The sequence below is a fragment of the Aeromicrobium sp. P5_D10 genome (assembly GCF_054049535.1).
On the sequence record NZ_JBFUME010000002.1, the window covers coordinates 79,402 to 105,831 of the forward strand.

Below are 26,430 nucleotides of genomic sequence, written 5' to 3' on the forward strand. Positions count from 1 at the left end.
GGACATAGACCCAGATGACTGATACGACTCCTCCCGAGTACGACCGGATCCAGCACGTCGAGCTGCAGGTCGAGATGCAGCGCTCGTACATCGACTACGCCATGAGCGTTATCGTCTCGCGCGCACTCCCCGACGTCCGAGACGGCCTCAAGCCCGTGCACCGTCGCGTCCTGTACGCGATGTACGACGGCGGCTACCGACCCGACCGCGGCTTCTCCAAGTGCTCGCGCATCGTCGGTGACGTGATGGGCCAGTACCACCCGCACGGCGACACCGCGATCTACGACACCCTGGTCCGACTCGCGCAGCCTTGGGTCATGCGCGCGCCGATGATCTCGGGGCAGGGAAACTTCGGTTCTCCGGGCAATGACGGCGCCGCGGCGATGCGATACACCGAGTGCAAGCTGGCTCCCATCGCGATGGAGATGGTGCGCGATATCGACAAGAACACCGTCGACTTCCGTCCCAACTACGACGGTCGCTCGCTCGAGCCCACAGTCCTGCCTGCTCGGTTCCCGAACCTGCTGGTCAACGGCTCCGCCGGTATCGCGGTCGGCATGGCGACCAATATCCCGCCGCACAATCTGCGCGAAGTCGCCGACGGTGCCCAGTGGTCGCTGGCCAATCCGGACGCATCGAAGGAAGAACTGCTGGAGGCGCTCATGGAGCGCATCAAGGGTCCTGACTTCCCCACCAAGGGCCTCATCGTCGGCACGACCGGCATCGACAATATGTACCGCACGGGTCGCGGCTCGATCCAGATGCGCGGCATCGTCGACATCGAGGAGGATTCCAAGGGTGGCCTGAGCCTGGTCATCAAGGAACTCCCCTACCAGGTCAACCCCGACAACCTCGCCGAGAAGATCGCCGACCTGGCCATCTCAGGTCGCGTCCAGGGCATTGCCGACGTCAACGACGAGTCGTCGTCGCGGGTCGGACGTCGTCTCGTGGTCAAGCTGCGGCGTGACGCTGTCGCGCGAGTTGTGCTCAACAACCTCTACAAGCACACCGAGCTGCAGTCCAACTTCAGCGCCAACATGCTCGCGATCGTCGATGACGTACCGCGCACGCTGACGCTCGACGGATTCATCAGCAACTGGATCAACCATCAGATCGAAGTCATCCAGCGTCGCACCCAGTACTTGCTTGACGAGGCCGAGGCGAAGGCCCACATCTTCCGTGGCTTGGTCAAGGCGCTGGATGCGCTCGATGACGTCATCGCGCTGATCCGTCGCAGCCCGTCGGCAGTCGAAGCCCGCGAAGGGCTCAAGACCCTGCTCGACATCGATGACGATCAGGCCACCGCGATCCTCGATATGCAGTTGCGCAAGCTCGCGGCGCTCGAACGTCAGAAGATCATCGACGATCTCGCCGAGCTCGAGCGCGAGATCGCCGATTACAAGGACATCCTGGCCAGCCCGCAGCGCCAGCGCACGATCGTGTCCGAGGAGCTCGCCGAGATCGCCGAGAAGTACGGCGACGACCGACGTTCGCCGATCGTCCCGGCTGATGGCGATCTGTCGATGGAAGACCTCATTCCCGATGAGGAGGTTGTCGTCACGATCACCAAGGGCGGCTACGCCAAGCGCACCAAGACCGATCTCTACCGCGTGCAGAATCGTGGCGGCAAGGGTGTCCGTGGTGCCGCATTGCGCGGAGACGACCTGGTCGACCACATGTTCTCGACTACGAGCCACCATTGGATCTTGTTCTTCACCACGGCCGGCCGGGTCTACCGTGCTAAGGCGTATCAGCTGCCCGAGGCGGGCCGTGACGCCAAGGGCGGACACGTCGCTGGGCTGTTGTCGTTCCAGCCCGACGAGCAGATCGCTCAGGTGCTGGCCATCCGCGACTACGAGCAGGCCCCCTATCTGGTTCTCGCGACCAAGAAGGGCCTGGTCAAGAAGACTCGCCTCGCCGACTACAACAGCCCGCGTCAGGCCGGCGTCATCGCGATCAACTTCCGCGATGACGACGATGAGCTGATCGGCGCCGAGCTGGTCACGCCGGAGGACGATCTGCTGCTGATCTCGCGCAAGGCTCAGGCGATCCGGTTCCAGGCCGACGACGAGCAGCTGCGTCCGATGGGACGTGCGACCTCCGGTGTCACGGGTATGAAGTTCCGTGACGGCGATTCGATGCTCTCACTGTCGGTCATCCGGCACTCTGCTGACGCCCTCGAAGATGTCGATGTGCCGGCCGAAGACCAGCTCTACGTCTTCACCGTCACCGACGGTGGATTCGCCAAGAAGACACCCGTCGACCAGTACCGTTTGCAGGGCCGTGGTGGACTGGGCATCAAGGCCATGCAGATCACCGAGAATCGCGGCGAGCTGGTGGGCGGTCTCGTACTCGTCGACAGCGATGATGTGATCTCCGTGACGGCCGGTGGACAGGTCACCCGCAGCCTCGTCTCCGGGGTCAATCCCACCGGACGTGGCACGATGGGTGTGAGTTTCGTGAAGTTCAAGGGGGATGACCGAGTGGTGACTATCGCGCGCAACACCGAAGTCCTCCAGGACGAGGCCTCCGAAGCGGCGACGACTGACGAGACTATTACCGACGAGGGCGGGGATCAGTGAGCAAGGAATCTGAAGGCGCCAAGACAACTCCCGGATCGGGGGCCGGCGATGCGGCTCCCACGCAGGCGATCCCGCGGATTCCCAAGCCTGACAACTCCAAGAGTTCAGCGGCGAAGAAGTCTCCCGCGAGCGGGAACGGCACCCAGCCGGCCAAGAAGCCTTCTTCACCGCCTGCGGCCAAGACGACCAGCACCGACAAAGGTCGTCCTCGGCCCGTGACGAAGCAGCCGGCGTCCGCGCCGGAGAAGAAGCGCACGATCGAGCCGATCGGCGGTCCTCCAGGACGTCCGATCACTGCGGCCGAGTACGCCAGGACCACCAAACCGTCCGCGGCGACCACCTCGGTGATTCCGGCGGTCAAAGATCCCAAGCCCACCGCGCCACGACCGGGCTCGGCTCCGGCCGAGCCGACGGCCAGTGGACGTCAGGCCAGCCTGCGGCTGACCCATGTCGAACCGTGGTCGGTGACAAGACTCACGTTCTCGGTCTCGGTGGCGCTGATGATCGTTGCTGTCGTCGCCGCTGCGATCTTCTGGGTCGTCCTGAACGTCATCGGCGTCTGGGGACAGATCAACGAGGCGTTCACGTCGGTGCTGAGCGATGACAGCTCCAGTTTCGACGTCAAGGACTACTTCGGCTTCGGTCGTTTCGTCGGACTCACGCTGGTTCTGTCGTCGATCAACGTCGTCCTGATGACGATGTTCGCCACGATTGGAGCACATGTGTACAACCTCGCCGCCCAGCTCATGGGCGGCGTGGAGGTCACGTTCTCTGAGGAGAAGTAGCCCGGGGGGACCCGTGCTCGCGGGTCGAATCGGCGTGCGGTAACGTTTACCGCTGTTGCGGGCGTATAGCTCAGCTTGGTTAGAGCGCTTCCCTGATAAGGAAGAGGTCCCAGGTTCAAGTCCTGGTACGCCCACTCAACGAGGAGGTCAGATGAAGAAGATAGTTGCCCTCGGGCTGGCTGTTGCAGGAGTCTTCTGGTTCCTCGGCAAGAAGAATTCCGAGAAGAGTTCGGATACCTGGGAGGCGCACACCGACAAGGTGTGATCACCCTTTCGGGGCCGTGGCGCAATTGGTAGCGCACCTGCTTTGCAAGCAGGGGGTTAGGGGTTCGAGTCCCCTCGGCTCCACAGCACATACCAAGCCCGGACCCCAGTCAGCGCAACTGCTGACTGGGGTTCGGGCTTTCTGTGTTCTGGGTGCTGCCGAGTGTATGAATGCAGTCTGTGTCAAATTTGGATCCTGATACAATTTGTATCCACATACAAATTTCAGGAGGTGACACGGTGCGTCCGATGACTCGCGACGAGGTTCGAGCCTCCATCGTGAATCTGTATCCAGCCACTGCGAGGGTGCGTCTGCCGGCGGGGTTCGATGACACTCGCTGGGACAGGATCGACTACCTCGGCTGGCGAGACACCAGGTCGCGGCACCACGCCTATCTCGTCGCGGGCGTCGACGGCCGGGCCTATGGAGCGATTCTGCGGCAGAACCCCAATCAGTCGGCTCTCGCATCACGAGCAGTAATGTGCGATTTATGCCGATCGACTCGCAGATTCAACGAGGTCTCGCTCTTCACCGCATCACGCGCATCGGCAGACAAACGCCGCCGACTCAGTACGGTGGGTCTCTTGTTGTGCACTGAACTGGACTGCGTTCGGGTCGTGCATCACGTACCGGCCACGAGATCACACGATCGACCTCCGGAGCAGATCATCGAAGCTCGTCGCAGCGGGCTCCGCACCCGCACGATCGACTTCCTGCGATCGGTCCCCGATGCATCAATCGCAACGAGAGGTGTGGGCTGATGGCGTATCTGACAAAAGCTGCGCGCCGTCAATCCATCCTGGAAGCGGCGGCAGCGGTGGTTGCTCGTGAGGGTCTAGGCGCCGTCACGACCCGCATCGTCGCCGAAGAACTCAAGGGATCGCCGGGACAGATCCATCACCATTTCGCCTCGACCGATGAACTGGCTGCGGAGGCGTGGCATCACTATGCGCTGGCGGAGATCGAAAGCTATCGAAGTGAAATCATCGGCCTCGACCCGAGTTCGGCACTCAGCCTGTTCTTCTCGGATCTGCTGAGCGAAGACGACGGCCGCCGAACCGCGCTTCTGCGGTGGGCCGAAGCAGGGGCCCACGCGCAGCTGAGGCCGCTTGTCGGAACCCGGTACCTGGAGACGCTGGTCATCTTGACCGACGTGCTCACTTCGATTCTCTCGGCGCGACACAGCGACGAGAAAGAGGCACGCAACGCCGCGGGACGGATACTCCTGCTCGGGGTGGGGCTTGCCGGTACCACGCGGGTCGCCGGGCCGGCGCCGGTGCCAGCCCACGTCGTCATGGCCTCGGCGATCGAGCTCGAAACCGGTTCGCCTCGGTTGTCCCCAGCTGTGCACACAGCTGTGGATAAATAACACTGATGTGATTTCGGGAATAACAGGGATTTCCACACCCCCCGAGCAAAGCCCACAGGGGCCAGATACCGTCGTGTTGAACGCCATCGTGAGTAGAGGGAGCAGATATGCCGCAGATCGTCCGGGGAGTCGTAGCACGCGCAAAGGGTGCTCCCGTCACTGTCGAGAACATCGTGATTCCAGATCCGGGTCCCGGCGAGGTTGTTGTCGATATCGCCGCCTGCGGTGTGTGCCATACCGACCTGCACTACCGCGAGGGTGGCATCAACGACGAGTTCCCGTTTTTGCTCGGCCATGAGGCCGCCGGCGTCGTCGAGACCGTGGGTGAGGGCGTCACCGATGTCGTCCCCGGTGACTTCGTCGTGCTGAACTGGCGCGCGGTGTGTGGCAACTGCCGGGCATGTCTGCGTGGTCGTCCCTGGTACTGCTTCAACACCCACAACGCGAAACAGAAGATGACGCTCGAGGACGGCACCGAGTTGTCGCCTGCGCTGGGCATCGGCGCCTTCGCCGACAAAACCCTCGTCGCGGCAGGACAGTGCACCAAGGTTGATCCCTCGGCCTCGCCGGCGGCCGTCGGCCTGCTGGGTTGTGGTGTCATGGCCGGCCTCGGTGCGGCCATCAACACCGGCAATGTGCAGCGTGGCGACTCGGTGGCCGTGATCGGCTGCGGCGGCGTCGGCTCGGCAGCGATTGCCGGAGCGCGCCTGGCGAATGCGGCCAAGATCATCGCTATCGACCTCGACGATCGCAAGCTCGAATGGGCCAAGGGCATGGGTGCCACCCATACGATCAATGCCTCGGCCGGCGATGTCGTCGAAGCGATCCAGGCCCTGACCGACGGCAATGGTGCCGATGTCGTGATCGACGCGGTGGGCCGCCCTGAGACCTGGAAGCAGGCCTTCTACGGCCGCGATCTTGCCGGCACGGTTGTGCTTGTCGGCGTCCCGACCCCTGATATGCAGCTCGAGGTGCCGTTGATCGACGTCTTCGGTCGCGGCGGATCACTGAAGTCGAGTTGGTACGGCGACTGCCTGCCGTCACGCGACTTCCCGATGCTGGTCGATCTGTACCAGCAGGGCCGCCTGGATCTCGACGCATTCGTCACCGAGAAGATCGGCATCGACGATGTCGAGGCCGCCTTCGACAAGATGCACCGAGGCGAAGTCCTGCGCTCGGTGATCGAACTCTGATGGGCGCGGCCATTCAGAAGGTCGTGACGTCGGGACAGTTCTGCCTCGACGGCGGCAGCTGGGATGTCGACAACAATGTGTGGCTGGTCGGCGACGATGCCGAGGTCATCGTGGTCGATGCTCCGCATGACGCCTCGAAGATCCTCGACGCGATCGACGGACGTACCGTGCTCGCCATCGTCCTCACCCACGGGCACAATGACCACATCAATGCGGCGGTCGAGCTGTCTGCCGCGACGGGCGCCCCGATCTGGTTCCCTGCCGCCGACCGGATGCTGTGGGACGCAGAGCATGCGACTGCTCCAGATCACGAACTCGCATCCGACACGACCTTCGAGGTGGCCGGCACGACGCTTCGTGCGATCGCGACCCCGGGTCATTCGCCAGGCAGCACATGTCTGTACGCCGAGCAGTTGGGCGTCGTCTTCACCGGCGACACCTTGTTCAACGGCGGACCTGGAGCGACTGGTCGCTCCTACTCCGACTTCGGCACGATCATCGATTCCATCCGCGATCACCTGCTGACGCTGCCGACTGAGACGGTCGTGCACACCGGTCACGGCGATGACACGTCGATCGGTGCCGAGGCACCACACCTCGACGAATGGATCGCCCGCGGGGCGTGAGGCTCAGCGTCGGCGCCAAATCAGCATTGCGGCGCCGACGCCCAGCGCGAGTACGCCTATCGCCGCGCCGATTCGAGTCTTGTCCGCCGCGGCGAAGGACTCCTGTGCGCGGGTCTTGACGTCGAGCTTGGCGGCGAGGGCATCGACGGTCTCGCCCAAGTGCTCCCTGGTCTCGGCGATCTCGGTCTCAAGCTCGGACGTCATGCCGAATCACCCTCCGTGCCATGCCGTGCGGCTGCGACGTCGGCTTTGACGCTCTCGCTGCGGTCATGCGGCGCATCGGTTGCCTGGTCGATGCTGCCCTTGCCCACGATGGCCGCGACTCCGGCAGCGATGAACAAGACAAGCGTGACGATGCCGGCCGCGATCCACGGTGCGAGGCCTTCTGCGATGCCGAGTATCGCGGTGGCGATCAGCGCTCCTATGCCGTAGAGCGCCAAGGTGCCCGCGAGCCCGAACATGCCGACACCCACGCCGACCTTCTTGCCGCTTTCGGCAAGATCACGCTTGGCCAGTTGCATCTCGTCGCGGATGAGTGTCGAGATGTCTGCCGTGGCAGCCGCGATGAGCTGACCCGTGGACGCCTCCGACGGGGGCACATGCTGATCGGTCACAGTGGCGTCCCTCCAGCTGACGACGGTGGGACCGGCCGGGATGTGGATTCGTCATCGGAGCTCGAGCCCGAAATGGTGTCGGTCACCTTGGCCTTGACGTCGCCGGCCGCCGAGGCGACTTTGGACCCGACCGACGATGCGACGTCCGCCCCGGTGTGTTTGGCCTGTTCCTGCACGACATCGACGGTCTCTTGCACCTTGGGATTGTTCCAGGCCTTCGTGGCCTGGTTCTTGATCTGTTCGTAGCGCTCACGACCCGCCCGGGTGCCGAGGACGTACCCGGCGGCTGCGGCGATCAGCACGGTCAGCTTCTTCACGTCTTCACTCCTTCATTGAGCAACTCCTGGGTTGTGGAGGTACCCCATCTGGAGAAGATGACACCCGGCGCGGTTCGTCGTGCTTGTCAGGCAGCTGCGCGCAGCTTGAGGGTCACCGAGCGCGCATTGGTACGGGCCGTCTCGTGGGATTCGGCCAACTGGGCGTGCGCCAGATCGCGGAGTTCGGCCATCTGGGGGGTGACGTCGGCCAGTGTCAACTCAGTCTCGATGACGTCCAGGTCGAGTCCCCAGACATCTTCGAGGTAGCGGCGCATCCAGCCGGTCGCGTGGTCCCAGCCGGCCCGCGGGGTGCCCTCGCCATATCCGCCACCGCGTGCCGTGACGAGGAACGCCGGACGGCCCTTGAGTGTCTCTGTGCCGGGCGCGAACCGAGGATCCGTCGCGACGGTGTCGACCCAGGTCTTGAAATGGTGCGAGACGCCGAAGTTGTACATCGGCACGGCGAAGATCAGCACGTCGGCCTCGCTGATCTCGTCGGCCAGCGATGCGGCCGTCGCGAGTGCGGCGGACTGTTCAGCGGTTCGCTGGTCCTCAGGCGTGTAGCCGGCGAAAGCGGCTGTCCCCCAGATGCTCGGATCGATCGGATCGAAGGCGACGTCGCGGCGCACCACGGTTGAATCGCTCAGCTCGGCGGCGATAGCGGACTCGAGTGTGTCTGCGACTGCCCGGGTGACGGATCCTTCCTGGCGGATGCTGGCGTCGAGTCGAAAGATCGTGCTCATGTCATGTGCTCCTGTTGTCGGGGGCCGGTGTGGCTCGCTCCTATATAGTCTTCCAAATAGATCATATTCACAACAGATGATCATGAAAAGTGATGATAGTCATGTCTGAAGGCCGATATAGACTGCAGGGCATGACCGAGACGACCGATGCACAGGCACCCCTGGCTGACGTCGACTTCGGTCAGGCACTCAGCGCGCTGTTACGTCGCTATCTCGACGGCGCACGTGAGGTAGTCGACGATGTTCCGGGTGGACCGCGAGGATTCCAGGTCCTCTCCGTGTCATCCGAGGGAGCTTGCAGTAATCAGGCCACGATCGCCCAGCGGCTCGGAATCGACCGCACGGTCATGACGTACCTGGTCGACGATCTCGAGAAGGCCGGCATGGTCGAGCGCCGACCCGACCCGGCAGACCGCCGAGCCCGCCAGGTCGTCCTCACCGCGCGTGGTGAAACTGTCGTCGCCGATGCGTCGAACCGGCTGAAAGACATCGAACGGTCGGTGCTCGGGCGGCTCACCGAAGACGAGGCGAAGGCGTTCCACAGTCTGCTGGGTCGGGCCATCGCCGATGCGCCGGTGGACCACTCGGCCTGCGGCGAACCTGAAGTTCCGACTTGCTGATCGTCAGGGCGCAGTCGGCGCGTTGATGGCCCAGCGGATCGCGCTCGTCACCGCGATCCCACTGGTTCGCACGGCCGTCGCCTCGGTGACCGGCAGATACGGCAACCTGAGCGGAAGCCTGGTCCAGCGAGGCATCATCGCGACCGCGGCCGCCGACAACAGCCCGTACGGCGCTCGAAGTGCGAGCGGCACAGGCGGGTGGATCAGGATGAATCGGGCAGCCCGTCGCGCGGCGGCGGTGCCGTGCAGTTCTGGACGGTACGCCGCCATGACCTCATCGAGCTCGGCGACCGATTCTGGTACGTCGATCGCGCCGAGCGCCCGGGCGACGTGAGCGGTCTCGGCGACGTAGGCATCTCGACCGGGCTGGTCGAGCCGTTGCGAGCCGTAGCGATCGTGCGCACGCAGGAAACTGTCGATCTCGGCCACGTGGACCCATCGGATCAGATGCGGGTCGGCTGCGGCGTACGGTCGACCGTCTGGGGCCGTGCCGGTGATACGGTCGTGCACCGCGCGGACGATCGCGATCGCTCGGTCCGAGTCCTCGACGGTTCCGAAGGTCGTCTCGGCCAGGAACGTGCTGGTGCGTTGCAGACGTCCCCAAGGATCGCCGCGGTAGCCCGAGTGCTGGTCGACCGCCGCCATCGCCAGAGGGTGCAGCGATTGGAGCAACAGGGCTCGCATGCCGCCGACGAACATCGAGGCATCGCCGTGCACGCGATGAATAGCCGAGTCGGGCGGATAGCGCCTTGGCCCTTCCGACAGATGGATCCGGTCACGCCGGGCCGGACCTTCGTCGCCGGCAACGCGGGCGAAGATCGTCGCACCGACCCGGGTGCGGACAGCGTCGACAGGGTTCATCACTCCAGTGTGCAATGCAGATCCACAACAGGCTGGGGATCACGTGATGTTGGTGAGCAGCGCTCCCCGTTCGGCTCGTCGCCGTGCCTGTTCGACCGGATCCGGGACGGGCACAGCGGCGATGAGCCGCTTGGTGTACTCCTCCTGGGGATCGCCCAGCACCCGATCACGCGGGCCGATCTCGACGAGCTTGCCATGCTGCATCACCGCGACCCGGTTGGCCAGGGTGTCGACGACGGCCAGATCGTGGCTGATGAACAGACACGCGAATTGCAGCCGCTGCTGCAGTTCGGTGAACAGATCCAGGACCCTGGCCTGCACTGACACGTCGAGTGCCGATGTCGGTTCGTCCGCGATCAGCAGATCGGGGTCCAACGCCAAGGCCCGAGCCAGGCTGACCCGCTGGCGCTGGCCGCCTGACAGCTCGTGCGGGAACCGTTCGGCATAGGCACCGCCGAGTTCGACGCTGTCGAGGAGCGATCTGACCTTGGCGTCGATCTCCGCCGTCGACATCTCGGTCTGGACGTGCAGCGGCTCGGCGACACACTGGCCGATCGACATGCGCGGATTCAGTGACGAGGCCGGATCTTGGAACACGAAGCCGAATCGAGAGCGCAGGGGCCGTAGCCTGCGGTCACTGAGCCCGGAGATCTGGTTGCCCGACACATGGATCGTGCCGCTCGACGGTTGTTGCAGACCGACCGTCGTCCGGCCGATGGTCGACTTGCCCGATCCGGATTCTCCGACCAGGCCGAGCACCTCGCCCTTGCGAACCTCCAGCGAGACGTGATCGACGGCCCGGAATGCGGGCTGGCCCAGCTGACCGGGGAAGTCGACGACGAGATCCTCGACGGACAGGACGATGTCGTGGTCGTCGACGAGTCCAGGACCGTGTTCCTGGCCGAGGTGCGGCACCGCGGTCAGCAATGCCCTCGTGTACGGATGGGCAGGCGCGGCGAACAACTGGCGTGCCGGCGCCTGCTCGACGATGGTTCCGCGATACATCACCACGACCCGGTCGGCCATATCGGCGACAACGCCCATGTTGTGGGTGATCAGGACTATCGCGGTGCCGAGCCGATGGCGCAGCGACAGCAGGAGTTCGAGGATCGCGGCTTGCACCGTGACGTCGAGCGCGGTGGTCGGCTCGTCGGCGATGATGACATCCGGGTCGCAGGCGATCGCCATCGCGATCACGACGCGTTGTTTCTGGCCGCCGGACAGTTGGTGCGGGTAGTAGTTGACCCGGACCGATGGATCGGGCATACCGACCAGCTCGAGCAGCTCGACGGCTCGCGCCCGGGCGGCCTTCTTGGAGATCTTCTGATGGGCCTGCAGGCCCTCGATGATCTGCCAGCCGACGGTGTAGACCGGATTGAGTGCGGTCGACGGTTCCTGGAACACCATCGACACCTGATCGCCGCGGATGGGCCGCAGTTCTCCTTGCCGCATGCCGAGCAGCTCGCGCGATCCGAGGAGGGCCGAGCCACTGACTTCGGCTGTTGACGGAAGCAGGCCGAGAACCGCACGGGAACTGACCGACTTGCCCGATCCGGACTCACCGACAACCGCGACGACCTCCCCCGGCGCGACGTCGAAGCTGATGCCGTTGACGGCCCTGACCTGGCCGGCGTCGGTACGAAATGTGACGGCCAGATCGGTCAGTGACAGCGCCGCGACCCGTTTCTGATGCGTCTCGACGGGCTCGACGAAGGGGGCCGGCGCAATCGGTGCGACGTCCAGCTCGGCGAACTCCTGCTCGATCTCGGCTTGGTCGGCCTCGCTGGTGTCGGCGCCACGAGTGCGCAGCAACGGGTTCAAGATGTCATTGAGACTCTCACCGACCAAGGTCGCGCCCAGCACGATCAGCACGATCGCGACGCCCGGGAAAACGCCGGTCCACCAGATACCGGAGGAGGCATCGGGCAAGGCCTTGTTGAGGTCATAGCCCCATTCAGCCGCGGCCGATGGTTCGATGCCGAAACCGAGGAAGCCCAGTCCGGCCAAGGTCAAGATCGCCTCGGACGCATTGAGCGTGCCGATGACCGGCAATGACGAGGACACGTTCGAGAAGATGTGTTTGCGCAGGATGCGCGGCGTACGTACGCCGACAACCTTGGCCGCGTCGACGTAAGGCTCGGCCTTGACCGCGAGCGTCGCATTGCGGATCACCCGGTAGTACTGCGGCACGAAGACCACCGTGATCGACAGTGCGGCGGCCAAGATGCCGCCTATCGCGCCGCTGTTGCCTCCGGAAACCACGATCGACACGACGATCGCGAGCAGCAGCGACGGGAAGGCGTACAGCGCATCCATCACGAGCACCAGAACGCGGTCGAGCCAACCTCCGAGATAGCCCGAGACGAGACCGAGTGGGACGCCGATCAGCCCCGATAACACGACGGCCAGGATGATGACCTCGACCGCAGTACGCGCACCGTAGATGACTCGCGACAACACATCGGTGCCGCCCACCGTGGTGCCGAACCAGTGATCGGCTGAGGGGCCTTGCTGCGTTCCGAACACGACGCCGTTGGCGCGGTCGGCGTTGAAATCGTAGGGGGCCAGCCAGGGTGCGAAGATCGCCACGAAGATGAACACCGCGACCAGACCGAAGCCCAGCAGAAGCATGAAGCGTTGCAGTCCGTGGGACTGCTTGAGAACTGTGAGCATGTCAGAACCTCACCCTCGGGTCGACGAAGGCGATGATGACGTCGATCAGGAAGCTCATGGCCCCGACGATCAGGGCGATGACGGTGACGATGCCCTGGACGGCCAGGAAGTCGCGGCGGATCAGATACTCCGACAGCTCGTAGCCGAGGCCCTTCCACTCGAACGTCGTCTCGGTCAAGATCGCGCCGCCCAGCAGCAGTGCGACCTGCATGCCCATGACTGTCACGACCGGAACCAGCGCATTGCGGAATGCGTGCTTGTTCATGACCCGGCGTTCTGAGACGCCTCTGGCCCGGGCGGCCGTCACGTAGTCCATGCGCAGTGTCTGCAGCAGATTGACCCGGACAAGCCGCAAGAAGACGCCCCCCGTCAGCAGGCCCAAGGCGATTGCCGGCAACATCGCGTGTTTGAGGACATCGCCGATCAGTGCCGGATCGCCCCACAGGAGAGCGTCGACGATCATGATGTTGGTGTGCGGATTGACGTCCTGCAAGGTCAGCTCGGTCGCGATGCTGGCTCGTCCGGACGATGGCCAGCCCAAGGGGGTGAAAGCAAGTTTGAGCAGCAGCCCGACGAAGAACACGGGTGCGGCGTAGACGAGGATCGAGAACAGACGCAGGAGCACGTCGGGCACCCGATCGCGGTACCGGGCGGCGAGTCGTCCGAGGGGGATGCCGACGGCGAAGGCCACGAGTAGTGACCAGAACGCCAGCTCGAGGGTCGCGGCGCCGTTGACCAGGAGGATGTCCGAGACCTTGCGGTTATCGGTCAGCGTCGTGCCGAAGTCGCCGCGGAAGAGCCCGGAGATGTACTCCCAGTACTGCGTGAGGATCGGACGGTCGAGGCCTGCCTCGGCTTTGCGTTCGGCGATCTGTTCGGACGTCAGACGTCCACCGAGCGCCGCTTGGATCGGGTCGCCGATGACGCGCATCAACACGAAGACCATCGTGACGAGCACCCAGATCATGGGCACCAGGAGCGCGAGCCTGATCAGCAGATAGCGGGTGAGTGGACTCAGGCGACCCCGGGAGCCAACGGGAGGTTCGCTCCCGGACGGCTCGAGTGGTGCGAGGACTTCAGCGGTGGCCATGTGTTCCCCTTCTGAACTCCCCGAGCTTGCCGAGAGGAGACCCCTCGGCAAGCTCGGAAATGCGCTGGACCTACTTCGACAATGAGCTGAAGCGGAACTTGAACGAGGCGTCAAGCGTCTTGTCGAGCCCGTCCACCCCGTCGACACCGATAGCGACCTGTGAACCGGTCAGCAGCGGCAGATACGGCACTTCGGCCGCGATCCGGTCCTGGATCTGCTTCAACGTGGCCTCGCGGCTGCCCTTGTCGCCGTCAGTGCGCTCGCTGTCGAGCAGCTTGGTCATCTCCGAATCGGCGTAATCGGTGCCCAACTCGTTGTAGTGCGAGTTGGTGAAGTTGCCCGGCTGCTTGTCGTCGTACGGGCTGAGGAACGGCGACAGGTAGTTGTCGGCATCCGGGAAGTCCGGGAACCAGCCGAGCTGGAACACCGGATAGGCGTCGGCGTTGTACTCCGTGGAGTAGGTGACCCATTCGGTCGACTGCAGATCGACCTTGAACAGACCCGACTCCTCGAGCTGGCGCTTGACGGCGTTGTACTCCTGATCCGAGCTCGAACCGTAGTGGTCCGGGTTGTACTGCAGCTTGATCGTCACCGGAGTCGAGACCCCTGCATCGTCGAGGAACTTCTTGGCCGCGTCCTTGTCGGGCGCTTCGCCGTAGGCGTCCTTGAATGCTTCTGTCGCGCCGGCCTGGCCTTCGGGCACCATCGAGAATGCCGGGGTGTAGGTGTCCTTGTAGACCTGTTTGGCGATCTCGGTCCGATCGATCGACGAGGCCATGGCCTGGCGGATCGCCAGCTTCTGCTTGAGGTCGTCGCCGGGCATCGTCTTGAGGTTGAACGTGATGTAGCGCAGCTCGCCGCCGGCACCGGTGACGACATTGATTCCGTCGGTCTTCTCCAGATCGGCGATATCAGTGGGTGTCAGTGAACGGAAGGCGACGTCGATGGCCTTGTTCTTGATGTCGAGTTTGAGGTTCTCGGGCTTGGCGTAGTACTTCATCGTGACGTCGGACGTCTTGGGCTTTCCGTACGTTCCGTTGTAGTCGGGATTGGCCTTGAACTCGGCCAGCTGGTTCTTCGAGTACTTGGTGATCGTGTACGGCCCGGAGAAACCCTTGGCCTTCACGGCGGCGTCATCGTCGAGCACCTTGTCGGCCGGGTAGGTGTCCTCGTCGACGATCGGGCCGGCGGAGGTCACCAGGATCTGCGGGAACGTCTGATCGTTCGGGGCGTTGAGCGTGAATGTCACGGTCGAGTCGTCAGTGGCCTCGACACTCTTCATCGCGCCGAGCAGCGAGGAGGGACCGTTGGGGTCCTTGATCGTGATGATGCGCTGGTAGGAGAACGCGACGTCGGAGGCGGTCAGCGGATTGCCGTTCGCGAACTTCAAGCCGGGCTTCATGGTGCACACGTACGTCGTGGGAGTCGAGAAGTCGCACTTCTCGGCCGCGTCAGGCGTCAGCTCGGTGCTGCCTTCGGGGAAGTTCAGGAGATATTGGTAGACCTGCGTCTGCACATTGAGCGACCCGTTGTCGTACGAACCGGCTGGGTCGATCGAGACGACCTTGTCCGTCGTGCCGACCACCAGGGCACCGTCACCGGCCGAGTCGTCGTCCTTGCTTTGGCCACACGCACCCAGTGCCAGTCCGGCTGCCGCTGCCACCGCCACGAGTCTTGTTCCTCGACGGAATGTGTTCATTTCGCTCCTCCGTGTCGCGCCCACCACCAGCGCACGGCCGGCGTGTCCACATCATGGGATTGGGCTTTTTCGGCACGCTACACGCGCAAAGCGGTGTCGAGCCTGGCCAGGACGATTGCAGTTTGGTGTACCCCGCAACCAGTTGCGGAGGCCGTGCGCACGCCAAGAGGCCCCGTTCACGCGATGCGTGCCCGGGGCCTTGACCTGGTTGCGCCGTCAGTTGCGTCCAGTGCGAACTCACGGTTTCAAGATCCGGCCGGGAGAGGCCAAGTCTTGAACGCTCCTACGGGGGGAGACCCGCATCGGAACCAGACAGGGAGTGCCTGAAGTCCGAGAGTTCGTACTCCATAGTCGTATATCTAGCGATACCTTGGCAGGGACCTAGGTCCTTGACATGATCGCCGAAGGTCGCAAATTGGGGTTAGCAGTCAATACTCGATCCGTATGCGGACTGAGAGGAGCAGGATGCCGGCCAGTGCCAAGGTTGCGGCTGCTCGGCTGCGCAGCGTCCTGGATGCCGTGGCGGCGATATCCTCTGACCTGTCCTTGGATGGTTTGCTCGACCGGATCCTGCGCCAAGCTGGAGGCTTGGTCGATGCCGAGCGCGGATACCTCGATGTGCTGGATCGACGTTCCGACCGGCGGATAGGCGCCTTCGCGGCTTATGGACTCGACTCGATCGGCGACGATGAGGCCCCGGGACGCCAAGTACTCGTCGACCTCCTCGAGCAGAGCGAGGTTCGACCGGGCCGCGGTCGCAAGGAACTGAACCCTTTCATCGGGGTGCCGATCCGGATCCATGACTTCTTGTTCGGAAATCTGTACCTGTTCGACAAACGCTCCGGCTCCGGGTTCAGCCGAGAGGACGAGGAGGTCACGCATGCGTTGGCCTCGGCGGCGGGGGTCGTTATCGAGAATGCCCGACTGTACGAAGAGGGTGAGCGTCAGAGGATGTGGCTCGAAGCCGCATCCGAGATCACGACGGCGCTGCTGTCACCGATCAGCCGCGAGGTCGCCCTCCAGCTCGTGACCGACCGGGCGCGACAGGTCGCGGCGGCAGATTTCGTCTCGCTCCTGATGCCGCACAGTGATGAGGAATTGGTTGTCGAAGCGGTGTCGGGAATCCCCCCGCAGGGCGTATTGGGCGAGGTCGTCGATGCCGGTCGCAGCCTGGCCGGTGATGCAGTCCGAACGCGCGAGACCGTCGTCGTCGCGGACACCGACTACGAGCCGCGCTACGAACCCAAGAAGACACCGGCCTGGCCGGACCTCGGGTCACTCATGGTGTTGCCGTTGAACAGTGGCTCCGACACGGGCGCTTTGATCGTCGGTTGGTTCAGGGGCCACCATACGGATCGGTGGGAGCTGGATCCGGCTGTTCCCCAGCAGTTCGCCGATCAGGCAGCACTCGTGCTGCAGGTCGCGCGGGCCCAGTCCGATCAGGCTCGTCTCGCAGTGTTCGAGGATCGGGACCGGATCGGCCGGGATCTGCACGATCTGGTGATTCAGCGTCTGTTCGGCATCGGCTTGATGCTCGACAACACAACCAAACTCATCACTTCGCCGGTCGCGGTCGAGCGACTCTCGACGGCGATCGACGACATCGACGAGACGATCAAGGACATTCGCCGGACGATCTTCGCGCTCGGCGCCGCGACCGAGTCGACGGATCTGCGGGCCGAGCTGGAACACATCCTCGACAACGCATCGAAACTGCTGGGGTTCCGCCCCGAACTCAGATTGACCGGAGCCGTCGACACGCTGGTCTCCGACGACGTCCGCGAGCATCTGCTGGCAGTGCTCGGTGAGGCATTGACCAATATCGTCCGTCACGCCCACGCGACCTGGGTTTCGGTCGCAGTCGACGTCGGCGATGGGATCGACTTGACGGTAAGGGACGATGGAATCGGGATCGGCGAAGGGGCCCCGGGGCACGGTTTGCGAAATATCCGGGAACGAGCTGCCCTGTTGGGCGGAACCAGCGAGGTAGTCAGCGATTCGGGTGGCGGAACATTGATCAGGTGGCAAGTACCTAGGGGCGAGATATGACCGAACAACCCATCAGACTTTTCCTGCTCGACGACCATGAGCTGGTGCGCCGCGGACTCAAGGACCTGCTGGAGCAGGAGGACGACATCGAGGTCGTCGGCGAGTCGAGCCTCGCCAAAGACGCTGCTGCACGCATCCCGGCGATCGCCCCCGACGTGGCAGTGCTCGACGCCCGGCTGCCCGACGGTTCGGGCATCGAGGTGTGCCGGGACGTGCGTTCGGCCAATCCCGAGATCGCCGTCATCATTTTGACCTCCTACGACGATGACGATGCGCTGTTCGCCGCAATCATGGCCGGAGCCGCGGGATACGTCCTCAAGCAGGTCCGCGGCACCGATTTGGTCGACGCGGTTCGCCGGGTGGCCGGCGGCCAGTCGCTGCTCGACCCCGCCGTGACCCAGCGCGTGCTCAACCGGATTCGTCAAGGAACCGCCGATGACGACCCGTTGAGTTCGCTGACGAAGCAGGAGCGCCGCATCCTGACGCTGATCGGCGAAGGACTCACGAACCGGCAGATCGCGGCCGAGATGTTCCTGGCTGAGAAGACGGTCAAGAACTACGTGACCCAGTTGCTTTCCAAGCTCGGACTGGAGCGGCGTACGCAGGCCGCGGTTCTGGTGACCCGCCACGCTTCGGCCAAGCCGCGCGACGTCTGACGCGACTGCGATCTCGGTCGGTCGCGGCTCGAAGCTGCCCGTTACTCTTGGGCCATGAGCCTCAACCAGTCCCTTGCTGCTTTCGACCCCGACATCGCCGCGCTTCTCGACGCTGAGCTGCACCGCCAGCAGTCGACGCTCGAGATGATCGCATCGGAGAACTTCGCCCCGGTGGCGGCACTGCAAGCACAGGGAAGCGTGCTGACTAACAAGTACGCCGAGGGTTACCCGGGCAAGCGCTATTACGGCGGTTGTGAATTCGTCGACCAGGTCGAGACGATCGCGATCGATCGGCTCAAGCAGTTGTTCGATGCCGAATACGCCAATGTCCAGCCGCACTCCGGTGCCACCGCGAATGCCGCGGCTCTTCATGCGATCGCGACGGCCGGTGACACGATCCTGGGACTCGACCTGGCCAATGGCGGCCATCTGACACATGGCATGAAGCTCAACTTCTCGGGAAAGATCTACAACCCGATCGCCTATCACGTCGTGCCCGAGACCGGGCTCGTCGACATGGACGAGGTTCGCGCGCTGGCCATCGAGCACAAGCCGGCAGTCATCATCGCGGGCTGGTCGGCTTATCCGCGTCAGCTCGACTTCGCGCTGTTCCGCGAGATCGCCGACGAGGTGGACGCCAAGTTGTGGGTCGACATGGCGCATTTCGCCGGACTCGTGGCCGCCGGTCTGCACCCCAGTCCGCTCCCCCACGCACATATCGTCACCACGACAACTCACAAGACATTGGGCGGCCCACGCGGTGGCGCGATCTTGACCAATGACGCCGAGGTTGCCAAGAAGATCCGGTCGGCGGTGTTCCCCGGTCAGCAGGGCGGACCCCTCGAGCACGTTATCGCCGCGAAGGCGGTTGCCTTCAAAATGGCGTTGGAGCCCGGTTTCAAGGAGCGTCAGGAGCGCACGATCGAAGGCGCACAGATTCTCGCCAAGCGACTGCTCGCCGACGATATGACCTCGGCCGGCGTCAAAGTTCTCAGCGGCGGAACCGACGTCCACCTGGTGCTGGTCGATCTGCGCGACTCCGAGCTCGACGGCCAGCAGGCCGAAGATCGCCTGCACGAGGCCGGCATCACGGTCAACCGGAATTCGGTCCCCAACGATCCCCGGCCGCCGATGGTCACCTCGGGTCTGCGGGTCGGTACGCCGGCACTTGCCACCCGGGGTTTCGGGGCCGAGGAGTTCACAGAGGTCGCCGAGATCATCGCGGCAGCGCTGCAGCCGGGTGAGGTAGACCTCGAAGGACTGCGCAAGCGGGTGACCGCCCTGGCCGAACGCTTCCCGCTCTACCCGGACGTCGTGCCCTTCACGGCGTGACACGTAAGACACCGCTGCGGTCCTGGTTCTCGCCAGGGCTGGTCGGCCTCCACATTTTCGCCGTCGCGGCGGTCTTGTTCTGCATTGTGATGGGTTTGTGGCAGGCCGGCGCCTACGACGACCGGCAGCATGACGAGCAGACCGAGAAGCGCGTGGTACCGACCGTCGCGTTCGACGGATTGTGGAAACCCGGAAGCGCATTTCTCAAGACGTTCAACCATCGTCCGGTCACGGTCGTCGGCGAGTTCGCGCCGACCGGTGACCAGTTCTGGGTCATCGACAAGTCACAAGGCGATCGCACCGGCGCATGGCTGATGGCACCGTTCATGGTCCGCAGCAGCGGCGACGCCCTGCTGATCCTGCGCGGCTGGGCAGCCGAGCCCGGTGAGTTGCCCCCGGCGCCGCAGGGCGATCGCAAGATCAAGGCCGTGCTGGAGCCGGGTGAGAAGGCAGGTACGCCATTCGATGCCGCGAGCCGCACGATCGGTTCGGTCCGCATCCCGGCGCTGCTCAACGAAGTGTCGTACGACTTGTACTCCGGATTCGCCATCAGCACCGATGCGTCCATCAGCGGGGGTCTCGAGCTCGTCGAGCCGCCGCAGCCCGATGACGTGTCGTGGACTGAGGGCCTGCGGAATCTGGCCTATGCGCTGCAGTGGTGGGTATTCGGCGCGTTCGCAGCGTTCATGTGGTGGCGGATGACGGTCGAGACGGCCCGCTCTACAGGCCGAAAGGTAGCCTGAAACAGTGAAGAATCCCCTCGGACCACTACGTCCCTACCAGGTGCTCGCGACGATCCTGGGTCTCAATCTGCTGTTCGTCTGCGGTGCCGCGATCGCACAGCGCGCGACCGATCCGGTCTCGTGGTGGAACCGCAATGACGACCTCATCATGATCGTCGATCAGGTGCATGGCGTGCTGTTCATGGGACTGCTTGTGATCATCGCGATTCTGGCGACCCGTAACCGCTGGCAGCCCGGCCAGACGATCCTGACGATGTTGTTGGCGACGATCCCGTTCGTGAGCTTTTGGGCCGAGCGCCGCACGACCCGGATCGTGCTCGCGGATAACGCAGGCGTCAGCGCCCCGTAAACGTCGCCTTGCCGGGACCCTCGGTCAGAAATGACTCCATTCCGCGTTGCAGGTCTTGGGTGTCGAAGAGCTCTGCGGCGATCGCGGTCGTGTGGGCATTGGCTTGGGGCACTCCCCCGGACTCGAAGTGGCGCAGGATCTGCTTGGCCGCGCCGAAGGCCTGAGTCGGACCCGTGGCGATCTGACGGACGAACGTCATGACCGATTCGTCGAATCCGTCGACCGGCAGAACCCGGTTGACGACATTCCAGCGTTCCAGAGTGTGCGCATCGTAGAGGTCACCGGTGAAGACGAACTCCTTGGCGCGTCCGACGCCGGCCCGCGCGGCCAGGCGTTGGGTCCCGCCCATCGTCGGGGTCAATCCGATGACCCGCTCGACCAGCCCGAACTTGGCCTTCTCGGAGGCAAGGATCAGATCGCAGGCCACGGCCACCTCGAACGCCCAGGTCAAGGTCAGACCATGTGCGGCGAAGAAGGTCGGCACGTCCAGTGCCTCGATGCGGTTGGGCAGCTCGAGCATCCGGTCATAGAGCACCTTGGTCGCGGCTTTGGTCTTCTGGGCATGGAACTGGGACACGTCCACCCCGCCGGAGACGACCTTGCCCTCGGCGCGGATCAGCAGCGCGCGGGGCAGATCAGCGGCGACCTGGTCCAGGGCACGGTCGAAATCGGCGTGCATCTGCAGCGAATACAGGTTGACCGGCGGCTCACTGAATGTGACGACCGCGATGTCATCGGCAGTGCGTTCGACGTGAACCGTCATGCGCCGTTGCCGGGTGCCGTCGGATCGTACGAGCCGCCTTTGTTGGCGGAGGCATTGCGGAATGCAAGCACGGCGGCGATGACTGCCGCGATAAGGACGAGCTTGCGGATCGGGTGGCGTGAAGAGCTGTTCGACATGGGCCAACGATAGCGACCGGTAGTCACTGTGACCTGGGAATGACCGCCGTGGGGTGCTGGTTGGCCGGCCGTGGGAAGATGCGTACAGCACTTTCGAAAGGAATCCCCCTGTGGCCTCGCAGCTCACCGCGACCTTCAAGACCAACCACGGCGACATCGTCGTGGAGCTCTTCCCCAACCACGCGCCCGAAACCGTCAACAACTTCGTCGGCCTCGCCGAGGGCACCAAGGAATTCCTTGACCCCGAGACGCGCAAGCCGACTTCCAAGCCGTTCTACGACGGACTGGTGTTCCACCGCATCATCAAGGACTTCATGCTCCAGGGTGGTGACCCGCTCGGTACGGGTACCGGCGGACCCGGATACACGTTCAAGGACGAGTTCCATCCAGACCTGCAGTTCGATCGTCCCTACCTGCTGGCGATGGCGAATGCCGGACCCGGCACGAACGGCTCGCAGTTCTTCATCACGCTGGTGCCGACCGCTTGGCTGACCCGCAAGCACACGATCTTCGGTGAAGTTGTCGACGAGGCCAGCAAGGCCGTCGTCGACAAGATCGGTGTCGTCGCGACCGACCGCTTCGACAAGCCCCACGATCCGGTCGTCATCGAGAAGTTGACGATCTCCCGCTCCGAGGGATGAACCTCCCCACTTCGGACCATCGCTGCTACCGGCATCCTGACCGCGAGGCCTATATCTCGTGCCAGCGCTGTGAGCGGTTGATCTGTCCGGAGTGCATGAGGGATGCCTCTGTCGGTTTTCAGTGCTCGTCCTGCGTGAACGAGGGCGCCAAGACGGTCCGTGCTCCGCGTACCGTCGCCGGTGGCGCCATCTCGGCACACGCAGGACGGGTCACGACCGTCCTGATCGCGATCAATGCGATCGCATTCGTCGTGACGCAGCTGACCGGGGGCCGCACGGGCGACTTCTTCACCAACGGTGCTCAGGCCGGCATCCCGGTGGCCGACGGCGAACTGTGGCGTATGGTCACGTCGGCCTTCCTGCACAACGATCTGTGGCACTTGTTGTCGAATCTGATCGTGCTGTTCCTATTCGGCCCCTTCGTCGAACGTGCACTTGGCACGGTTCGTTACGTTGCGGCCTATTTCACCTCCGCGGTCGTCGCCTCGGCATTCGTCTACGTCCTGACCGACCCGTTCGTCTACACGATCGGTGCTTCCGGCGCCGTGTTCGGACTGTTCGGAATGGCGTTGCTCCTGCTCTTGCGCGCCAAGGAGGACGTGCGGACCCTGCTCGTCCTGCTGGCGATCAACGCCGTCGTCAGCGTGACCAATGCCTCGATCAGCTGGCAGGGTCATCTGGGCGGTTTCGTCGCCGGCGTCGTGCTGGGCGCGGCCTTTGCATATGCGCCGCGCGATCAGAAGAAGCTGGCCCAGCTCAGCGCATTCGCGATCTTGTGGATAAGTGTCATCGCGGCTGTGGTGCTGAGGACGAACTACCTGCTCTGACCGGCCGCGCAGGGAACTACAGCCATGTCATTATCAACAACTGTGCACACAGCTGTGGATAACTACACGTGTGTGATTCATTCCCACTTCATCGCGAAGCCGAAGGCTGCCACGATGAAGCCCATACCGATGACCAGGTTCCAGTTCCCGAGGTCGGAGTACCAGTCCAGGAATGACGGGTAGTCGATGTCCTGGCCGTTGAGTACGTAGAACACCACGATCCAGACCAAGCCGACGATGGCTGAGGTCAGCATCGCCGGACCTGCCCAGCGGTTGCCGATCTTCTGGGCCTTGGGGCCCCGGGGGGTCTTGTTTCTCGCCACAACGTCTCCGGATGCTCGTTGCGGCGCGAGGCCGCATCGGTGGGTGGTCTCCGATAGCCTAGTCGTCGTCGGACCAGGGAGGAATACGGCATGGCGAAGCGAGGCTCTCATGCGCGCCAGCACTCGCCTGTCATCGTGCTGCTCCTGTTCGTCTTGAGCGGCTTCGTGTTCGTGACGGCTTCGATCAGCGCCGATGGCGATGATCTGCGCCCCGCCGGGGGCGATGTCTCCTCGCTGCTGCAGGAGAGGTCCCAGCGCATCGAGGAACGGCGCAATGAGGCCAAGTCACTGCGGGCTGAGATCGACGCCCTGTCATCGGGCGTTTCGGGCACCGGGCTCGACAAGTTGCGCGAGAAGGTCGAGGAGCTGGAACCGGCCACGGGTCTGACTGCCGTGCGGGGTCCGGGTCTGCGGGTCACGTTGACCGATGCGCCCGATGCGGGAAAAGACTCCGATATCGACGCGAATTATCAGATCGTGCATCAGCAAGACATCCAGGCCTATGTCAACGCACTCTGGACCGGAGGTGCCGAAGCGATCTCATTGCAGGGTCAGCGCCTCATGGCCACGACCGGGATCGTCTGTGTCGGCAATGTCGTGATCCTCGACGGGGTCCCTTACTCGCCGCCCTATGTCATCGAGGCGATCGGTGACACGACAGGTATGGAGCGAGCCATGGCAACGTCGCCTGAGACTCTCAGCTACGCCCGCTATTCGCGGGATTACCAGCTCGGACTCGAGATCGAATGGGTTGACCGGCTTGTCGTGAAGGCCTATGAGAATCCGGTGTCTTTGACCCATGCCAAGCTCGCGACTCCTTAGTCGACGTGTCGGTGGTGCAGGTGTGAGGTGCCGGCTTTGCGCTTGCTGACCGCGACGAGGTGCTGGTAGTCGGCTGCGACTCCGCGGAGCAAGGCGTGGACGGCGCGTTCGACCTCGGCATCGTCGGTGGAGGCATGGCCGAAGATCGCGCGATAGTGGACCAGTGACGCCAAAAGATCCAGCAACAGGTCTCGGTCGACGTTCTCGCGTAGGTCGCCGCGGCCGATCGCGCTGTCGAGCACTTGACCGACGGCTCGACGCGGAGGATCGAATAGCGCTGCCATGAACGCCTCGCGCCGCTGGGGATCGTCATTGCAGTCGGCGAGCAAGGAGGCGAGGGCGTGCGGTGGCATCCGTTGAAAGGCATCGACATGGATCTTGATCGCATCGCTGAGATCACAGATCGTGCAGCCGGTATCGGGTACGTCGAGTTCGCCGAGTCGATCGGTCAGGGCATCGAGCAGCAGTTCGGGCAGTGTGGCCCACCGGCGGTAGATCGTCGGTTTGGTGGTGCTCGCTCGGCGGGCGACTGCTTCGAGCGTCATGCGCGAGTAGCCGACCTCGTCGAGCAAGGTGAGGCCGGCATCGAGGATGGCCTGGTCGATCGTGCGGTCGCGAGGACGACCGCCCAGGTTGCGGCCGGTTTCGTCGTGCTGGCTGTCAGGGAGTGTCGTGTGGTCAGGCATCGAGTCAAGTCTAGCGTATGTTACGTTACGAGCCGTATAGGAACGATAGGTGGAATTGAGAGTGGACATGCCGTCAGGTCGGACTGCAAGAGGTGCGCGAGACCCTGCGACAGGGTGGGGCGCGCTATTTGACCGCAAGCACGGACCGGTCGCCGCGACGCTGGCCGCGGGCGTGGCGTTGCATGCGGTCAACGTCTACCTCGCGACCACGATCCTGCCCTCGGTGACTGCCGATCTCGGTGGGGCGAATCTCTATGCGTGGGCCACGACGGTGTTCGTCTTCGCCTCGGTCCTCGGGTCGACGGTCGCCGCGGTGTTCTTGGGTTCCCGCGGACCGCGGAGCAGCTACCGCATCGCGGCATTGGCCCTCGGTGTCGGCACTGCGATCTGCGCCCTCGCTCCCACGATGCCGATCCTGCTGACCGGACGACTCGTGCAGGGGCTTGGTGGCGGTCTGCTGTTCGCGCTGTGTTACTCGATGGTGCGGATCACGTTCGACGAAGTGCTGTGGCCGCGCGCCATGGCGCTGGTTTCGGCGATGTGGGGCGTCGCGACGCTGGTCGGCCCCGCACTCGGGGGAGCGTTCGCCGAACTCGACGCCTGGCGATGGGCATTTTGGGTCCTGGTCCCGTTCGTGCTCTTCTTCGGCGTCTGGGGTGCGGCGCGTCTGCCAGCAGGAGCTGACGGGGTGGTGCCGCGGATCCCGTGGCTCAGCGTGGGTCTCCTGGCCGCGGCGGTCCTGGTCATCTCCGCGGCGAGCATCTCGTCTCGACTGTCGATCAACGTGGTCGGCCTTTTGATCGCCGTCGTGTTGCTGGTCGCCTGGCTCAGACATGAGCGCGGTGCGACGCTCCGGCTCATCCCCGCCGCCGCATTCGGACCTCATGCGCGCCTTCGACTGGTGTATCTGACGATGGTGTTTCTGGTCATCGCCAGCACGGTCGAGGTCTTCGTGCCGTACTTCGGCCAGAATCTACAGGGAATGGGACCGCTTGCGGCCGGTTACCTCGGGGCCGTCATGGCTGCCGGCTGGACTGCGGGCTCGATCGTCTGCAGCGGCATGGGACACCGTCGCGGCACTGTCATCGCGATCGCGCCGGCGTTCTCGGCGATCGGCCTGATCGTCCTGGTGTTCACCGGACCCGTCCACTCAGACGGCGTCCTGGCGATCAGCGGGGTCGCGGTCGGTCTGCTGTTCCTGGGCTGGGGCGTGGGTATGGCCTGGCCACACCTGATCACGATGGTCTTGCAACACGTTCCGGATGAGGAGCAGAGTCTCGCCGGCTCGTCGGTCACCACGATCCAACTGACCGCGACCGCGTTCGGATCGGCGATCGCCGGGGCGATCGCCAATGTTGCCGGATTCTCCGATGTGGCCGGTATCGACGGAACTCAGGACGCGGCGCGTTGGCTCTTCGGGGCCTTCACGATCGCAGCGGTCCTCGCCCTCGTCACGGCTCGCGCTACGCGTCGCTGAACGCCCACGAGGGGCAGCGGCCGGCAGCATGTGAAAGCCTGTGTCGGACAGTCAGCAACATCGACAATCGGGGGCAATCATCTTTTCAGCAACGTTCGGACCGACATCACGGACCAAGAAGTCCGTCGCCATCGCGACATCGGCGGCCGCGGTCCTCGCGAGCACGGGCCTGGCCGTCGCTACGTCGA

The 26,430-nt window shown here is 64.0% G+C and carries 28 protein-coding genes and 2 tRNA genes; 18 read left to right on the forward strand and 12 right to left on the reverse strand.

Annotated elements, in window-relative coordinates:
• The first annotated feature begins 14 nt into the window (after positions 1–14).
• The 8 genes from gyrA to ACXJKC_RS02085 all read left to right on the forward strand — a co-directional run bounded on the left by gyrA (position 15) and on the right by ACXJKC_RS02085 (position 6,820).
• Positions 15–2,582: a DNA gyrase subunit A gene (gyrA, locus tag ACXJKC_RS02050; RefSeq protein ID WP_456695009.1), complete on the forward strand. Its 2,568-nt coding sequence runs from the start codon at positions 15–17 to the stop codon at positions 2,580–2,582.
• The gene (locus tag ACXJKC_RS02055) at positions 2,579–3,367 is read left to right on the forward strand and encodes a DUF3566 domain-containing protein (RefSeq protein WP_456695010.1); all 789 of its coding nucleotides are present in this window, start codon (positions 2,579–2,581) and stop codon (positions 3,365–3,367) included. Before gyrA ends, ACXJKC_RS02055 begins: the two co-directional genes overlap by 4 nt.
• Positions 3,368–3,426: 59 nt before the next feature.
• A tRNA-Ile gene (locus ACXJKC_RS02060) sits at positions 3,427–3,501 on the forward strand.
• 141 nt (positions 3,502–3,642) lie between these two features.
• A tRNA-Ala gene (locus ACXJKC_RS02065) sits at positions 3,643–3,715 on the forward strand.
• A gap of 165 nt (positions 3,716–3,880) precedes the next feature.
• On the forward strand, positions 3,881–4,393 hold the full coding sequence (locus tag ACXJKC_RS02070) for an FBP domain-containing protein (protein ID WP_456695011.1): 513 nt from the start codon (positions 3,881–3,883) through the stop codon (positions 4,391–4,393).
• A complete protein-coding gene (locus ACXJKC_RS02075) occupies positions 4,393–5,001 on the forward strand; it encodes a TetR family transcriptional regulator (protein ID WP_456695012.1) in 609 nt (202 codons plus the stop codon). The genes ACXJKC_RS02070 and ACXJKC_RS02075 overlap by 1 nt, the downstream gene beginning before the upstream one ends.
• Before the next feature lie 107 nt (positions 5,002–5,108).
• A complete protein-coding gene (locus tag ACXJKC_RS02080; protein ID WP_456695013.1) occupies positions 5,109–6,194 on the forward strand; it encodes an S-(hydroxymethyl)mycothiol dehydrogenase in 1,086 nt (361 codons plus the stop codon).
• Complete coding sequence (locus ACXJKC_RS02085) at positions 6,194–6,820, forward strand: MBL fold metallo-hydrolase (RefSeq protein WP_456695014.1); 627 nt, start codon at positions 6,194–6,196, stop codon at positions 6,818–6,820. Before ACXJKC_RS02080 ends, ACXJKC_RS02085 begins: the two co-directional genes overlap by 1 nt.
• Before the next feature lie 3 nt (positions 6,821–6,823).
• On the opposite strand, the gene ACXJKC_RS02090 is transcribed toward ACXJKC_RS02085, so the two are convergent.
• From ACXJKC_RS02090 to ACXJKC_RS02105, 4 genes are all read right to left on the reverse strand, one after another.
• Positions 6,824–7,024, reverse strand: a complete 201-nt coding sequence (locus ACXJKC_RS02090; protein WP_456695015.1) for a DUF3618 domain-containing protein — start codon at positions 7,022–7,024, stop codon at positions 6,824–6,826.
• On the reverse strand, positions 7,021–7,434 hold the full coding sequence (locus ACXJKC_RS02095; protein ID WP_456695016.1) for a phage holin family protein: 414 nt from the start codon (positions 7,432–7,434) through the stop codon (positions 7,021–7,023). Before ACXJKC_RS02095 ends, ACXJKC_RS02090 begins: the two co-directional genes overlap by 4 nt.
• A complete protein-coding gene (locus ACXJKC_RS02100; protein WP_456695017.1) occupies positions 7,431–7,751 on the reverse strand; it encodes a YtxH domain-containing protein in 321 nt (106 codons plus the stop codon). Before ACXJKC_RS02100 ends, ACXJKC_RS02095 begins: the two co-directional genes overlap by 4 nt.
• Before the next feature lie 86 nt (positions 7,752–7,837).
• Positions 7,838–8,494, reverse strand: a complete 657-nt coding sequence (locus ACXJKC_RS02105; RefSeq protein WP_456695018.1) for an FMN-dependent NADH-azoreductase — start codon at positions 8,492–8,494, stop codon at positions 7,838–7,840.
• A gap of 131 nt (positions 8,495–8,625) precedes the next feature.
• Here ACXJKC_RS02105 and ACXJKC_RS02110 point away from each other — a divergent pair, with 131 nt between their 5' ends.
• Positions 8,626–9,114: a MarR family winged helix-turn-helix transcriptional regulator gene (locus tag ACXJKC_RS02110; RefSeq protein ID WP_456695019.1), complete on the forward strand. Its 489-nt coding sequence runs from the start codon at positions 8,626–8,628 to the stop codon at positions 9,112–9,114.
• 3 nt (positions 9,115–9,117) lie between these two features.
• Here the strand turns inward: ACXJKC_RS02110 and ACXJKC_RS02115 are convergent, their stop codons facing one another.
• The 4 genes from ACXJKC_RS02115 to ACXJKC_RS02130 form a co-directional block, all read right to left on the reverse strand.
• Positions 9,118–9,975, reverse strand: coding sequence for an oxygenase MpaB family protein (locus tag ACXJKC_RS02115; protein WP_456695020.1), 858 nt, complete (start codon positions 9,973–9,975; stop codon positions 9,118–9,120).
• Between the two features lie 39 nt (positions 9,976–10,014).
• Positions 10,015–12,648: a dipeptide ABC transporter ATP-binding protein gene (locus tag ACXJKC_RS02120; protein WP_456695021.1), complete on the reverse strand. Its 2,634-nt coding sequence runs from the start codon at positions 12,646–12,648 to the stop codon at positions 10,015–10,017.
• 1 nt (position 12,649) lies between these two features.
• Complete coding sequence (locus ACXJKC_RS02125) at positions 12,650–13,738, reverse strand: ABC transporter permease (RefSeq protein ID WP_456695022.1); 1,089 nt, start codon at positions 13,736–13,738, stop codon at positions 12,650–12,652.
• A gap of 70 nt (positions 13,739–13,808) precedes the next feature.
• Positions 13,809–15,437 (reverse strand): ABC transporter substrate-binding protein, encoded by a 1,629-nt coding sequence (locus ACXJKC_RS02130; RefSeq protein ID WP_456695023.1) that lies wholly within the window; start codon positions 15,435–15,437, stop codon positions 13,809–13,811.
• Positions 15,438–15,902: 465 nt separating this feature from the next.
• On the opposite strand from ACXJKC_RS02130, the gene ACXJKC_RS02135 reads away from it, so the two are divergent.
• From ACXJKC_RS02135 to ACXJKC_RS02155, 5 genes are read left to right on the forward strand one after another with little or no spacing between them, the layout of a single operon-like run.
• The gene (locus ACXJKC_RS02135; RefSeq protein WP_456695024.1) at positions 15,903–17,486 is read left to right on the forward strand and encodes a GAF domain-containing protein; all 1,584 of its coding nucleotides are present in this window, start codon (positions 15,903–15,905) and stop codon (positions 17,484–17,486) included.
• Positions 17,483–18,142, forward strand: coding sequence for a response regulator (locus ACXJKC_RS02140; RefSeq protein ID WP_456695025.1), 660 nt, complete (start codon positions 17,483–17,485; stop codon positions 18,140–18,142). The genes ACXJKC_RS02135 and ACXJKC_RS02140 overlap by 4 nt, the downstream gene beginning before the upstream one ends.
• Before the next feature lie 54 nt (positions 18,143–18,196).
• Positions 18,197–19,474, forward strand: a complete 1,278-nt coding sequence (glyA, locus tag ACXJKC_RS02145) for a serine hydroxymethyltransferase (RefSeq protein ID WP_456695026.1) — start codon at positions 18,197–18,199, stop codon at positions 19,472–19,474.
• Positions 19,471–20,217 carry an SURF1 family protein gene (locus ACXJKC_RS02150; RefSeq protein WP_456695027.1) on the forward strand — a complete coding sequence of 249 codons (747 nt, stop codon included), beginning with the start codon at positions 19,471–19,473 and terminating at the stop codon, positions 20,215–20,217. The genes glyA and ACXJKC_RS02150 overlap by 4 nt, the downstream gene beginning before the upstream one ends.
• A 4-nt stretch (positions 20,218–20,221) precedes the next feature.
• A complete protein-coding gene (locus tag ACXJKC_RS02155; protein WP_456695028.1) occupies positions 20,222–20,566 on the forward strand; it encodes a DUF3817 domain-containing protein in 345 nt (114 codons plus the stop codon).
• Here ACXJKC_RS02155 and ACXJKC_RS02160 read toward each other — a convergent pair.
• Together ACXJKC_RS02160 and ACXJKC_RS02165 are read right to left on the reverse strand one after the other, a co-directional pair.
• Positions 20,553–21,329, reverse strand: coding sequence for an enoyl-CoA hydratase/isomerase family protein (locus ACXJKC_RS02160; RefSeq protein ID WP_456695029.1), 777 nt, complete (start codon positions 21,327–21,329; stop codon positions 20,553–20,555). The genes ACXJKC_RS02155 and ACXJKC_RS02160 overlap by 14 nt on opposite strands.
• A complete protein-coding gene (locus ACXJKC_RS02165; protein WP_456695030.1) occupies positions 21,326–21,466 on the reverse strand; it encodes a hypothetical protein in 141 nt (46 codons plus the stop codon). Before ACXJKC_RS02165 ends, ACXJKC_RS02160 begins: the two co-directional genes overlap by 4 nt.
• 110 nt (positions 21,467–21,576) lie before the next feature.
• Here ACXJKC_RS02165 and ACXJKC_RS02170 point away from each other — a divergent pair, with 110 nt between their 5' ends.
• The gene (locus ACXJKC_RS02170; protein WP_456695031.1) at positions 21,577–22,107 is read left to right on the forward strand and encodes a peptidylprolyl isomerase; all 531 of its coding nucleotides are present in this window, start codon (positions 21,577–21,579) and stop codon (positions 22,105–22,107) included.
• A 134-nt stretch (positions 22,108–22,241) separates the two neighbouring features.
• Positions 22,242–22,934 carry a rhomboid family intramembrane serine protease gene (locus tag ACXJKC_RS02175; protein ID WP_456695032.1) on the forward strand — a complete coding sequence of 231 codons (693 nt, stop codon included), beginning with the start codon at positions 22,242–22,244 and terminating at the stop codon, positions 22,932–22,934.
• Between the two features lie 77 nt (positions 22,935–23,011).
• Here ACXJKC_RS02175 and ACXJKC_RS02180 read toward each other — a convergent pair whose 3' ends face one another.
• The gene (locus ACXJKC_RS02180; protein ID WP_456695033.1) at positions 23,012–23,257 is read right to left on the reverse strand and encodes a cell division protein CrgA; all 246 of its coding nucleotides are present in this window, start codon (positions 23,255–23,257) and stop codon (positions 23,012–23,014) included.
• A 90-nt stretch (positions 23,258–23,347) separates the two neighbouring features.
• Here ACXJKC_RS02180 and ACXJKC_RS02185 point away from each other — a divergent pair, with 90 nt between their 5' ends.
• Positions 23,348–24,079 carry a DUF881 domain-containing protein gene (locus ACXJKC_RS02185; RefSeq protein ID WP_456695034.1) on the forward strand — a complete coding sequence of 244 codons (732 nt, stop codon included), beginning with the start codon at positions 23,348–23,350 and terminating at the stop codon, positions 24,077–24,079.
• On the opposite strand, the gene ACXJKC_RS02190 is transcribed toward ACXJKC_RS02185, so the two are convergent.
• Positions 24,076–24,765 (reverse strand): TetR/AcrR family transcriptional regulator, encoded by a 690-nt coding sequence (locus tag ACXJKC_RS02190; RefSeq protein ID WP_456695035.1) that lies wholly within the window; start codon positions 24,763–24,765, stop codon positions 24,076–24,078. The two genes, ACXJKC_RS02185 and ACXJKC_RS02190, sit on opposite strands and share 4 nt — an antisense overlap.
• A 49-nt stretch (positions 24,766–24,814) precedes the next feature.
• On the opposite strand from ACXJKC_RS02190, the gene ACXJKC_RS02195 reads away from it, so the two are divergent.
• Positions 24,815–26,242: an MFS transporter gene (locus tag ACXJKC_RS02195; RefSeq protein WP_456695036.1), complete on the forward strand. Its 1,428-nt coding sequence runs from the start codon at positions 24,815–24,817 to the stop codon at positions 26,240–26,242.
• The last annotated feature ends 188 nt before the right edge of the window (positions 26,243–26,430 follow it).

Coding starts and splice junctions, on each gene's coding strand:
- ACXJKC_RS02165 (WP_456695030.1), bottom strand. CDS start 21,466: ATGTCGAACAGCTCTTCACGCCACCCGATCCGCAAGCTCGTCCTTATC.
- ACXJKC_RS02140 (WP_456695025.1), top strand. CDS start 17,483: ATGACCGAACAACCCATCAGACTTTTCCTGCTCGACGACCATGAGCTG.
- ACXJKC_RS02135 (WP_456695024.1), top strand. CDS start 15,903: ATGCCGGCCAGTGCCAAGGTTGCGGCTGCTCGGCTGCGCAGCGTCCTG.
- ACXJKC_RS02115 (WP_456695020.1), bottom strand. CDS start 9,975: ATGAACCCTGTCGACGCTGTCCGCACCCGGGTCGGTGCGACGATCTTC.
- ACXJKC_RS02190 (WP_456695035.1), bottom strand. CDS start 24,765: ATGCCTGACCACACGACACTCCCTGACAGCCAGCACGACGAAACCGGC.
- ACXJKC_RS02110 (WP_456695019.1), top strand. CDS start 8,626: ATGACCGAGACGACCGATGCACAGGCACCCCTGGCTGACGTCGACTTC.
- glyA (WP_456695026.1), top strand. CDS start 18,197: ATGAGCCTCAACCAGTCCCTTGCTGCTTTCGACCCCGACATCGCCGCG.
- ACXJKC_RS02185 (WP_456695034.1), top strand. CDS start 23,348: ATGGCGAAGCGAGGCTCTCATGCGCGCCAGCACTCGCCTGTCATCGTG.
- ACXJKC_RS02070 (WP_456695011.1), top strand. CDS start 3,881: ATGACTCGCGACGAGGTTCGAGCCTCCATCGTGAATCTGTATCCAGCC.
- ACXJKC_RS02130 (WP_456695023.1), bottom strand. CDS start 15,437: ATGAACACATTCCGTCGAGGAACAAGACTCGTGGCGGTGGCAGCGGCA.
- ACXJKC_RS02075 (WP_456695012.1), top strand. CDS start 4,393: ATGGCGTATCTGACAAAAGCTGCGCGCCGTCAATCCATCCTGGAAGCG.
- ACXJKC_RS02125 (WP_456695022.1), bottom strand. CDS start 13,738: ATGGCCACCGCTGAAGTCCTCGCACCACTCGAGCCGTCCGGGAGCGAA.
- ACXJKC_RS02085 (WP_456695014.1), top strand. CDS start 6,194: ATGGGCGCGGCCATTCAGAAGGTCGTGACGTCGGGACAGTTCTGCCTC.
- ACXJKC_RS02090 (WP_456695015.1), bottom strand. CDS start 7,024: ATGACGTCCGAGCTTGAGACCGAGATCGCCGAGACCAGGGAGCACTTG.
- ACXJKC_RS02105 (WP_456695018.1), bottom strand. CDS start 8,494: ATGAGCACGATCTTTCGACTCGACGCCAGCATCCGCCAGGAAGGATCC.
- ACXJKC_RS02160 (WP_456695029.1), bottom strand. CDS start 21,329: ATGACGGTTCACGTCGAACGCACTGCCGATGACATCGCGGTCGTCACA.
- ACXJKC_RS02080 (WP_456695013.1), top strand. CDS start 5,109: ATGCCGCAGATCGTCCGGGGAGTCGTAGCACGCGCAAAGGGTGCTCCC.
- gyrA (WP_456695009.1), top strand. CDS start 15: ATGACTGATACGACTCCTCCCGAGTACGACCGGATCCAGCACGTCGAG.
- ACXJKC_RS02120 (WP_456695021.1), bottom strand. CDS start 12,648: ATGCTCACAGTTCTCAAGCAGTCCCACGGACTGCAACGCTTCATGCTT.